This is a genomic window from Bartonella sp. B35(2025), assembly GCF_053794465.1.
Map to the genome: position 1 here is coordinate 923,792 of NZ_CP200035.1, position 10,708 is coordinate 934,499.

The 10,708-nt window shown below is 33.4% G+C and carries 7 protein-coding genes and 1 pseudogene; 6 read left to right on the forward strand and 2 right to left on the reverse strand.

The genetic code is table 11. The features are described from left to right. Positions 1-91: 91 nt before the first annotated feature. The 5 genes and pseudogenes from V4P56_RS03885 to carA all read left to right on the forward strand — a co-directional run bounded on the left by V4P56_RS03885 (position 92) and on the right by carA (position 7,247). Entirely contained in the window at positions 92-1,303 is a 1,212-nt protein-coding gene (locus V4P56_RS03885) for a mechanosensitive ion channel family protein (protein ID WP_455481636.1), read from the forward strand. A gap of 73 nt (positions 1,304-1,376) precedes the next feature. Continuing rightward, positions 1,377-3,067: pseudogene (locus tag V4P56_RS03890) on the forward strand (Na/Pi cotransporter family protein). A 536-nt stretch (positions 3,068-3,603) separates the two neighbouring features. Further along, positions 3,604-3,855: a GlsB/YeaQ/YmgE family stress response membrane protein gene (locus tag V4P56_RS03895; RefSeq protein WP_455481637.1), complete on the forward strand. Its 252-nt coding sequence runs from the start codon at positions 3,604-3,606 to the stop codon at positions 3,853-3,855. Positions 3,856-4,590: 735 nt separating this feature from the next. Next, entirely contained in the window at positions 4,591-5,106 is a 516-nt protein-coding gene (gene ubiC / locus V4P56_RS03900) for a chorismate lyase (protein ID WP_455482653.1), read from the forward strand. Positions 5,107-6,056: 950 nt separating this feature from the next. Then, on the forward strand, positions 6,057-7,247 hold the full coding sequence (gene carA, locus V4P56_RS03905) for a glutamine-hydrolyzing carbamoyl-phosphate synthase small subunit (protein ID WP_455481638.1): 1,191 nt from the start codon (positions 6,057-6,059) through the stop codon (positions 7,245-7,247). Positions 7,248-7,418: 171 nt separating this feature from the next. Here the strand turns inward: carA and V4P56_RS03910 are convergent, their stop codons facing one another. Further along, positions 7,419-8,639 carry a TCR/Tet family MFS transporter gene (locus V4P56_RS03910; RefSeq protein WP_455481639.1) on the reverse strand — a complete coding sequence of 407 codons (1,221 nt, stop codon included), beginning with the start codon at positions 8,637-8,639 and terminating at the stop codon, positions 7,419-7,421. Positions 8,640-8,932: 293 nt separating this feature from the next. Then, positions 8,933-9,199 carry a hypothetical protein gene (locus V4P56_RS03915; protein ID WP_455481640.1) on the reverse strand — a complete coding sequence of 89 codons (267 nt, stop codon included), beginning with the start codon at positions 9,197-9,199 and terminating at the stop codon, positions 8,933-8,935. A 234-nt stretch (positions 9,200-9,433) separates the two neighbouring features. On the opposite strand from V4P56_RS03915, the gene V4P56_RS03920 reads away from it, so the two are divergent. Further along, positions 9,434-10,273: a DUF1460 domain-containing protein gene (locus V4P56_RS03920; protein ID WP_455481641.1), complete on the forward strand. Its 840-nt coding sequence runs from the start codon at positions 9,434-9,436 to the stop codon at positions 10,271-10,273. The last annotated feature ends 435 nt before the right edge of the window (positions 10,274-10,708 follow it).

Genomic DNA, 10,708 nt, shown 5'->3' on the forward strand with positions numbered 1-10,708 from the left:
ATATTTAATGACTTTAGAGCATAATTCCAATACTTTATCTTAAGCTGTTAACGAATTTGCAAATGATTAATTTAAAAATGGAGACAAAAAAGTGACCAAATTTCTTGTTCAATATCCATTGCTCGAACCTATTTCTTGGCTCATTTTCCTTATTTTTACTGCGTTTTTAGTTAATTTTTTAGCACGAAACTTACTCATGAAGGTAACAAGGCGCCTTTCTTCTTTTCTTCCTAAGAATACAACTACCGATATTGAGTGCGCTATACAGTACATGGCTCATATTACTTCGATCTTTATTATCTCAACCGGTATCAATTTTATACCTACATTACCTAAGGTATTCAGCACTATTATCCGTAATGCTTCCAACGCCTTGATCATTTTTGTTATTGTCCTAACAATTTCTTCTCTTTGCAATGTCATTAATGCTATTTATGAACAACGACCAACAGCACGATTAAAGCCAATAAAAGGCTATATTCAAATTGCTAAAATTACACTTTTTGCTATCGCTGCTATTTTAATGGTAGCAACACTGCTTGACCGCTCACCTTTTATCCTCTTCTCCAGTCTTGGTGCAATGGCAGCAGTTCTTCTTTTGATTTTTCAAGACACGCTGCTCTCCTTCGTTGCTGGTATCCAAATTTCATCAACTGATATGGTACGTGTCGGCGATTGGATTGAAATTCCTAATCTCGGTGCAGACGGTGATGTCATTGAAATTGCGCTTCATTCCATCAAAGTTCAAAATTTTGATAAAACGATTGTTACAGTTCCCATCCGTAAATTGGTAACTGATCCTTTCAAAAATTGGCGTGGAATGGAAGAATCAGGTGGAAGGCGTATTAAACGATCCTTATTTATCGATCAATCAAGCATTCGCTTTCATACTAAAGAAGAACAAGAATATCTTACACAATTGAATTTATTAGAAAGTTATTTTGCAAAAAAAATACCGGAAATCAACGAATGGAATGCTCAATTAAATAAAAACCACGACATACCAGCCAATACTCGCCGTTTAACTAATATTGGAACTTTTCGCGCTTATACTTTAGCTTATTTGCAAAAACATTCAAATATCACACAAAACATGACCGTAATGACACGACAACTACCTCCTACACCAAATGGTCTACCTTTGGAAATCTATTGCTTTACTAATACAACTGTCTGGGCAGAGTATGAACAAATTCAAGCTGATATTTTTGATCATCTTTACTCTATTCTTCCTGATTTTGGTTTAAAGATTTTTCAAAATCCAAGCGGCTATGATTTTGCTCACGCTTCTATAATAAAGTGAAATAATAAACCCCAACTACATTCTTTAAATGAACTCTTATCAATAAAGCCAAAAAGAAAGAGACAAAAGTATCATGAACGGCTCATTGGTACTCCTTCATCTTGCAGGGGCTATTTCCTTACTGCTTTGGTCTACACGTATGGTGCGCACAGGAATTGAACGTGGATATGGTGATAGACTTAAATTCAAAATGCGCCAAATCATGTCTAATCCATTTTTCGCTGTAAGTTTTGGGCTTTTCACAGCAATGATTTTACAAAGCTCTACAGCAGTAACATTCCTTGTTAGTTCTTTTGTTAACTCTGGTTTTGTCTCTGGCTTAGCAGGGCTTATGGCCTCCGTGGAGGAGAATTAGGATCAGCATTGGTTGTCAAAATTCTCTCCTATGACCTCACTATCGTTATACCTTTATGTCTTTTCATTGGTACTTTTATTTTTATGACAACTGAAAAACGCGATTGGCGTCAAATAGGGCGTATTGTTATTGGTATCGGTCTTTTAATTCTATCTTTACAAATAATCAGTGAAGCCACAGAGCCTTTACGTGATAGTATAATCTTGCTTAATATTATTAGCTACCTTTCAACCGACCCTATTTCTGCTTTTTTATTAGCCACGATATTGACTTACCTCTTGCATTCATCCATCGCTGGAATCATCTTATTGGTCAATTTTGCCAATTACGATCTCATCAACGCTCAATTATGTGTCATAACAGTTCTTGGTGTTAATTTGGGCTCCTCTCTCATAGCACCATTTTTAACACGCCACACCTCTCCTAATACTCGACTTGTTCCATTAGGAAATTTACTTATGCGTGGTGCTGGTTCAATCCTTATCCTGATCTTATTTCTCTTCTTTCAACCACCCATTACATGGCTTGGCAATGATACCGCTACTCAAGTTGTTAATACTCATATCATTTTTAATACTTTTATCCTTTTTGCTGGAATACCTCTATCAAAATGGATTTTAAAACTAACCACCAAAATTGTCCATGTAAGCACAAAAAAACACAAACTGATAAAAGCCTTAATTTATCTGACCAAACAGCTCTTGATGATAGCGTTATTGAATGACCAACTTTAGCACTCTCTAATGTCCGACGTTGAAGTCATCCATATTTGTGATCTTGTAGATATCATGCTGGAAAAAATTATGGAACTTTATGAAACGCCTGATCCAGACATCATACGTGAACTTAATCAGTTAAACATCATATTGGATAAAAAGCATATTGCAATCAAACTTTATCTTGCACGACTAGCTGGACAAAAATTATCCGATGAAGAGGCTCTTCAAACACAAGAGCTTCTTGGATCCTGTATAAAATTGGATCAAGCAGGAGATATCATTATTCACAGTATGCTTATGCTGGTTAAGAAGAAACAACAAAAAAATCTACAATTTAGTAATGAAGGATAGAATGACTTACTCTGTTTCCATGCAATTGTTTTAGCCAATGCACATATTGCATTTAATGTACTCGTCTCGCGTGATACACATACTGCACATTTATTGGTACAGAAAAAAGATCAACTCCGAGATCTAGAAAAAGAAATGAACCTAAAGCACTTTAAACGCCTCCGTGAAGGAGATCTTAAAAATGTAGAATCATCCAGTCTTCATCTTGATATCGTGCGTGACCTGAAACAAATCAACTCTCTTTTAACTTCAATGATTTATCCAATTCTAGAAGCACAGGGATTACTTCAAAATTCCCGCCTACGTGATCCTTCTGAACAACAAACATCAAAATCTTAACTTTAAGATTATTTTAACAAAAAAATTAATGATTTTTATTTCTGGTAAGAAGTATATCATAAAGAATACAAAGATTGATCAGCTTGTGATTATTATATCAATATTTTTGTAAATTCAGCGCATAGATAACATTTTGCAAAGAATTAAAAATAAATACTTTTAATATCAGCTTAAGTATTGTTAATACCGCGTTGGCAAAATTCCTTTCAGTCCTTTATTTGCAAAAGATCTAATCATAAATATACTTTATCTATACCTCTTAAATATCTTTGCAAACATTTCTATTTTTACCATACAATAACTGCTAATTTTAGTGCTTTTTGGTACCGCATGTAAAGTTATATGTACTTATTATTTCACAAATACGATGTTAGATCATAGTATCTTTACATTAGTTGAAAAATCAACAAAATCAAATTTTAATACCCTCTCCCAACAGCAATATCTCCCCAGATAGTAAAAAGATAGATCTTGACCTTTACAAAGCTTACCCTAGCTAGAATTAACAGTTAAGATTCAGGCATAAGGAGGGTGTAATGGAAGAGATGAACATTGGCTGGATTGCAGCTATTATTATTGGTGGCCTTGCAGGTTGGGCTGCACAATATTTTATGAAAAGCAAAACAGGAATATTTTTGAACATTATCTTGGGAATTATTGGATCCGCATTAGCTAGTTTTCTTTTTGGCCTTTTAGGTATTAACTTTGCTGGTTTGTTTGGCTATCTTATTTCAGGTTTTATTGGAGCATGTCTCCTGATATGGATAGGACGAAAAATTCGACCATAGAGCGTTTATTCATTTTTTAGAGGGATTTCTTTTGATACTTCTTGGGATTGTTGAAATATTCTCACTACAATTTTAGAAGCCTTAGCAATTATTGGGAAGAGCAGTTAGCTCCTTAATCTGTAGCTTTTTTATATCACCGTTACCATGTCATTAAGCAAACAACGAGAAATCCCAGCAGTTTGTCATCTATAGTACTTACATTTATCATCTATGATACTTATAATCGTGTTTCTATCTTAAAGAATGTTGCATTTGTATTAGTAGAGGTTCCTACACTGAATTTGTATAGCACGAATTTTTCTTTTTACAACTCACGCTCTAATATCACCATCTCCAGCACATAATTACTATGCACCTATATTGATAATCAAAATTCTGATAAAAAATAAAATATGTCGATTACGGACTATCAAATTCTTCTTATCTAACCGCATACACAAAAATAGCCAACAAATTTTATTATGATAACTGACATCTTATATCAAAATCTCCATCGCAGACATTTAACTGACATATGTCTCTTTTAAATCTGTAAATAAAAACAGAGCTTACGGTATAATAAAAGGTAAAAAATAAACACCCAAAAAGTGATATCCTCCTTTTATATCTTCTTATGTCTTCCCTTTTAGAATCTTGCTGTCTTCACATTTCTATATTATAATAAGAACGTCTATTTGTATCATCCAACACAGCACAACAACAAAGGAAATACAATTTTAGATGTAGAGCAACATGATGCCCAATCTTCAAGATTCTATCTTACCACCTCTGAAATGGCTATCTGATCAAGATCCTCCAATACCAGCTGACGTTAGTGATTGGCTAATGGAGCTGGGATCCATGACGCGTCGATTTGAAAGCTATTGTACTGACCTACGTGTTGAACCACAACGTGAATGCTTCATTACACGTGATAAACTAAAGAAAGAAGCTGAACATCTTCCCGACAGCTCGCGTTACTGGTTACGCGAAGTCATATTATTAGGAGACAATCAGCCTTGGCTCCTTGGGCGTACTGTAATCCCACAAGAAACTTTATCTGAACACAATCAAGCACTGATAAATTTGGGAACTGTACCGCTAGGACGCTATTTATTTAGTAGTGGTAAACTAACCCGCGATTACATTCATATTGGTCGACAAGATACACTATGGGCTCGCCGTTCCCGTTTACGATTAGCAAACAAACCATTGTTGTTAACCGAACTGTTTTTAAAAGATTCACCGCTATACACAAAAAATCTTACATAAATTAGAAGACATATATATCCTGTATATTCTGAAGAGAAGAATAATATAAAATAGAAAGAAGTTGCCTTATTTATCCATCAGTAAAAAATCACTAATTTTCTTTCTTCAAGTTATACTTTCAAAATAATTTTTATTGAATAAGTATTACCTAATAATATTAACTTATACTATTTATGCGCTCAGATAATTGATGATAATGAAAAAGACTTTCATATATTCTTTATAACTTAGTAATGTTTATCATACTTTTCTACAAATAACTGCTAATCTTAAAGAAATTTATTGACTCCTACATAATATTCTTTCATCTATACTATAATTTTACTTATATCACACAATCATTTCATATCTTTATTTTCACCAAAACTTCACAGAAAACGTACTCAACGTTCATCTCATTAAAATTGATAGGAAAGAAATTCACAAATAACTCCCACTTTCTCTTGTGGTTTCTTCACCAGTTTTAAACAATCAGACTCTTCATAAATACGTGTTACCCCCCTCACCTTGTTAACTATTTTAGCTACAATAAACTGTATCTAATGATCATCAGCTTATGATCCCCCCCCTCATTGTAGTGAAAAACATCTGATTTTTAACTGCAGCATTAGTTAAACGAAATGTGGCAAGATACACCCTATCTTGCACCTTAAAAGGTAATTTTTAGTACCATATTAATCTGGTCATGTAGTATAAATTTATCTAATTTTGTTTAAGCCGAAAAATAGATTCTGACCAATCTTTATACAACTTACCATGTATGATAAAAAATAATTAATATCCAAGTTTTAGAAAAGCTAAAAAGGGCTTTACCTCGTCATGGAATATACCTATACTCTTAGCTTTAAGTGAAACATTACAATACGGTATACACAGCATCTGTTATGGTTGTGCTTTTTGTGTAACATTGGTCATTATATTTTTCAAATAAAAGATTGTAGGCGCTCACTATGATACAAACTATCTCATCTCTTAATCCTTGGAGTATAAGCAGACCTACAGCTCTCTTAATATTAGCTGATGGAACAATTATTGAAGGCAAAGGAGCAGGTGCTACGGGTGTTGCTGAAGCTGAAGTATGTTTCAATACTGCCATGACAGGCTATGAAGAGATTCTTACAGACCCATCATATAAAAAACAAATCATTAACTTCACTTTTCCTCATATTGGTAATGTAGGAACAAATAATGAGGATATTGAAGATCTTACACCCTTGAATTATCATGGAGCAATCGGTGCTGTTTTTAAAGCAGATATCACCCATCCTTCCAACTACCGAGCAAATGAAAATTTTAATCAGTGGCTCAAAATGCGTAAAATTATTGTACTTTGTGGCATTGATACACGGGCATTAACTGTTCTTATTCGTGAAAAAGGTGTACCAAATGCTATTATCGCCCATGATCCTAATGGAAACTTTGATATCAGTTCTTTGAAAAAACGTGCACAAAAATGGACTGGTCTCATCAACCTTGATCTTGCAAAAGAAGTAACATCAAGACAATCAATGGAATGGAGTGAGAAACCATGGGTATGGGATAAGGGCTATAGCACAAATAGTAAGCACAATTTTCACATCATTGCAATTGACTACGGTATTAAACGCAATATTCTCCGCCTTATGGCTGCACAAGGTGCCCGCATAACCATCATGCCAGCAGACACAAACGCAGAAGAAATTTTGGCAATGAACCCTGATGGTGTTTTTCTTTCTAATGGACCAGGAGATCCAGCAGCTACAGCCGATTATGCTGTTCCAATGATCAAAACACTCATTGAGCATAATATACCCCTTTTTGGCATATGTTTCGGACACCAGCTTCTGGCTCTTGCTGTTGGAGCCAAAACCATAAAAATGCATCAAGGACACCATGGTGCCAATCATCCTGTTAAAGACTTTACTACCGGAAAGGTAGAAATTGTATCAATGAATCATGGTTTTACTGTAGATAAAACATCTTTGCCGAAATATGTTAAAGAGACACATATTTCCCTCTTTGATGGCTCAAATTGCGGTATTCAGATCATTGGAAAGCCAGTTTTTTCTGTTCAGCATCATCCTGAAGCTTCTCCTGGACCACAAGACAGTCACTATTTATTTCAACGTTTTTTCAATCTCATTGTGGATTATAAAAAATAACTTAATCAAATGACTTTGTACTTTGGATTCTTTCTTTCCAAATTGTATCTTTTTTCATTTACTGACATATTTTTTTGAAATAGATAGCTCACCCTGTTTATAAATTTATAAACTTTATCTGCATCTTGAATTCCTTGGTAAAGTACTCTTACCATTCAAAATCTTAAGAAATTAGCGTACCCTTAAAGCAAAAATTATCGTCGTAATGACAAGTATACAGAAGCTCCCCACAAAAGGAGCGCCAGGAAAATAAAATGCTGTACCTTCACGTGTAAATCGTTCAAAGAGAAGCGTATAAAAAATGGGGCCAAATATCGAACTCAGTGAAAAAATAGATGTCATTGCTCCCTGCAATGCCCCTTGTGCATTCTTTGGTACCTGTGTCGAAGCAATAGAACGCATAGGTGCGTGAATAAGATATTCAAGCATTGTACATGCAAAAACTGCATAAACCATCCATCCTTGCGTCGCAAATGTATAACCAAGCATAGCAACCAATGCAAATACGAGGCCTACCATTGCAATACACCAACTGCTCCATCGCTTAGAAAAATAAGGTAAAATGAAAGCTATTACAATAATCTGTCCTATCCCAAAAATGCTATGAGATAATCCAATAGATAAAGTGCTCCAATCATAGCGTTTTTTAGCAATGAATGCCCAAATACTTGGCCATATAGATTCCGCAAGCCAATAAAGAAAAAAAGCCAATAACAACCAGAGAACTTTTGGATATTGTCTAAGTTGCAAAAGAGTTCCCACAGGATTTGCACGCTTAATGTCAAAATATCGCCTATTTTGCATAGGAAGAGTTTCCGGAAGCATAATCCATGCAAAAATAAAATTAATAAGTGAAGAACCAGCTGCAAAATAAAATGGGATACGTGGACCAAATTGACCTAAAAAACCTCCAATAAGTGAGCCTAAAATAAATCCCAATCCAAATGCAATTCCTAATAAACCAAAATTGCGTGTGCGAGTTTTATCATCGGAAATATCAGCTAAACAAGCTGTACAAATTGCAAAACTAGCACCACTCATCCCTGATAAAATACGCCCAATAAACAAGATAGTATAACTCCACGCTATAGCACATATAAGATTATCAATAGCAAAACTGATAATAGAGATAAGCAAAATAGGACGACGACCGTAACGGTCAGAAAGATTACCAAGAATAGGTGCAAACAAGAACTGCATTACTGAATATACTACCAGTAATCTTCCTCCTTCTATAGATGAATCACTAATATTCTTTCCTGTCAACTGAACTAAATACTCAGGTAAAACAGGACTAATAATTGCGATACCAATAATATCTAGCAACAAAGTAATAAAAACTAAAATAAGTCCACGACGAATAAATTTTGAATCAGGTTCTTGATCATTCATAACATGCACGTGCTTTCCCTACTACCCTCTAAATCCCACCTATCGTTAAGGATTGTTATACAGTATAATTTATTTTTACCAAAACCGTAGTTAGAGCAAAAAATTTTAGAAAAAGTCAGAAGAATAGCACAAATTTTTATTTTATCATATATTATTGCACACACCTCGCGCAGTATCATAACTATTTTCAAGAGGTACTATTCAAGGGATTAAATAAAATCAAATTATGAGGAAAATATTTAACTATGCTGATTTTATTGTTTTTTTCTACTAATTGTTTAATTTCAATTGGCTTAGTTGATTCTAATAGGAAAATCTCCGTTAATTTTCATTAAATACAATTCTCTTTCTGGACAAATTGGCAAAGATGTTTTATCTACGAGTAAAAGTTTTTCATCTTCTATGAAAACATCATTAGATCGATGCCACAATATAAAAGTATTAGTAATACTAATAAGCGCAAAGGAAACAATACCTATAGTACCTATCAAAGGTAAATTGTTTAACCGACGAATCCAATATCCTTTAGGTTTTGTTGGAAAAAACAGGAAAATCAGCATAGTTAAATTTTTTCCACCAAGATAAGGTATACAATATTTCACAGCTTGAAACATCGGGAAATATTTACATCATACATAATCTGTATAACTTAAAATAGAATTCTAATTATATCTATTTACGCTACAATTTGCTATTATGTTATCGTTAGTTCAACAATAATCCAGTTAGCATAAATAATACCACTTTCAGCAATTATTAACCGATTAATTATTAATTAAAAAATGGTGAATAAAATGCAAAAAATATTTCAATTATTTTTAATATTATTTTTTGTTTCAGGATGTGGTTTTCAAGATTCTAGTGGTAAGAAAAATGTTCAAAAAAACAAAACAGAAACACAACAAAAGATCAAAATAAACCTAGATCCATATACTTTAAATAAACTAAACACTCTTCTTGAAAAACAATCAAAGATGAATGACCATGAGATAGGACAAACGATTGATCTTCTATCTGAAGCTTTTTTAGGGACAATTTATAAGGAAAATATGCTACATGGATCAGAAAAAACACCAGAAAAATTGGTAATTGATTTTAGAGGCTTAGATTGCTTCACTTATCTGGACTATGTTGAAGCATTACGAAAATCAAAATCGCAAACAGAATTCATCAATAATGTCATCCGCACTCGTTATGTTGATGGCAATGTTAGCTTTTTAAATCGGAAACATTTTTTCACTGACTGGGCTTATAGAGAATATAAACTCGCCAATGATATTACCGCAAAAATAAGCTCCAATGCGGTGAGCATTGAAAAATATCTCAATAAAAAAGCTGACGGTGAAAACTACCTTCCTGGATTACCAATTGTAAAACGCAAAATAACTTACATTCCAAGTAACTTTATTAATGAAGAGGTTATAAGCCGTTTACAATCTGGGGATTTCATTGGCATTTATACCAAACTTGCAGGATTGGATGTAACCCATGTTGGTTTCTTTATCATGACAGATAATGGCCCAATGTTACGAAATGCTTCTTCACGAAAAGAAAATAAAAAAGTAGTAGATTCCCCTTTTATGGATTATGTGGCAAAAATACCAGGAATTATTGTTTTAAGAGCTATCAAATAACCTATATAAAGGCAAAAATTCTTCCTTACTATTATCAATTATGTATTTCAAATAAATATTTATAAATATAAATATTAGAATCTGTGTAATTTATAAAAATACAATATCTTTTCTTATCACTTGAAACACAGTACTAAATAATTCCAGTCTAGCTTCGTATGCTGATAAAATAATCAGCTTAGTGTTGATAATTACTTTTTTACCATGATCAACTCGTTATTTTGATAGATTAATTTGTTATGAATAATTTAAATTGAACTTAAGAATCATCATGGAAAATAAAGTGTGAAAGATCACAGCTAAAAAACTTACAATAGCTAACATAGCAATAATGATAAGCATGTTATGTCTTACCACTTCATGTAAAAGACTTCATTTGCCTGTAAAATAATCCCTTATATTCTATCGTCCACAGTAATCTACAATATTCTAACT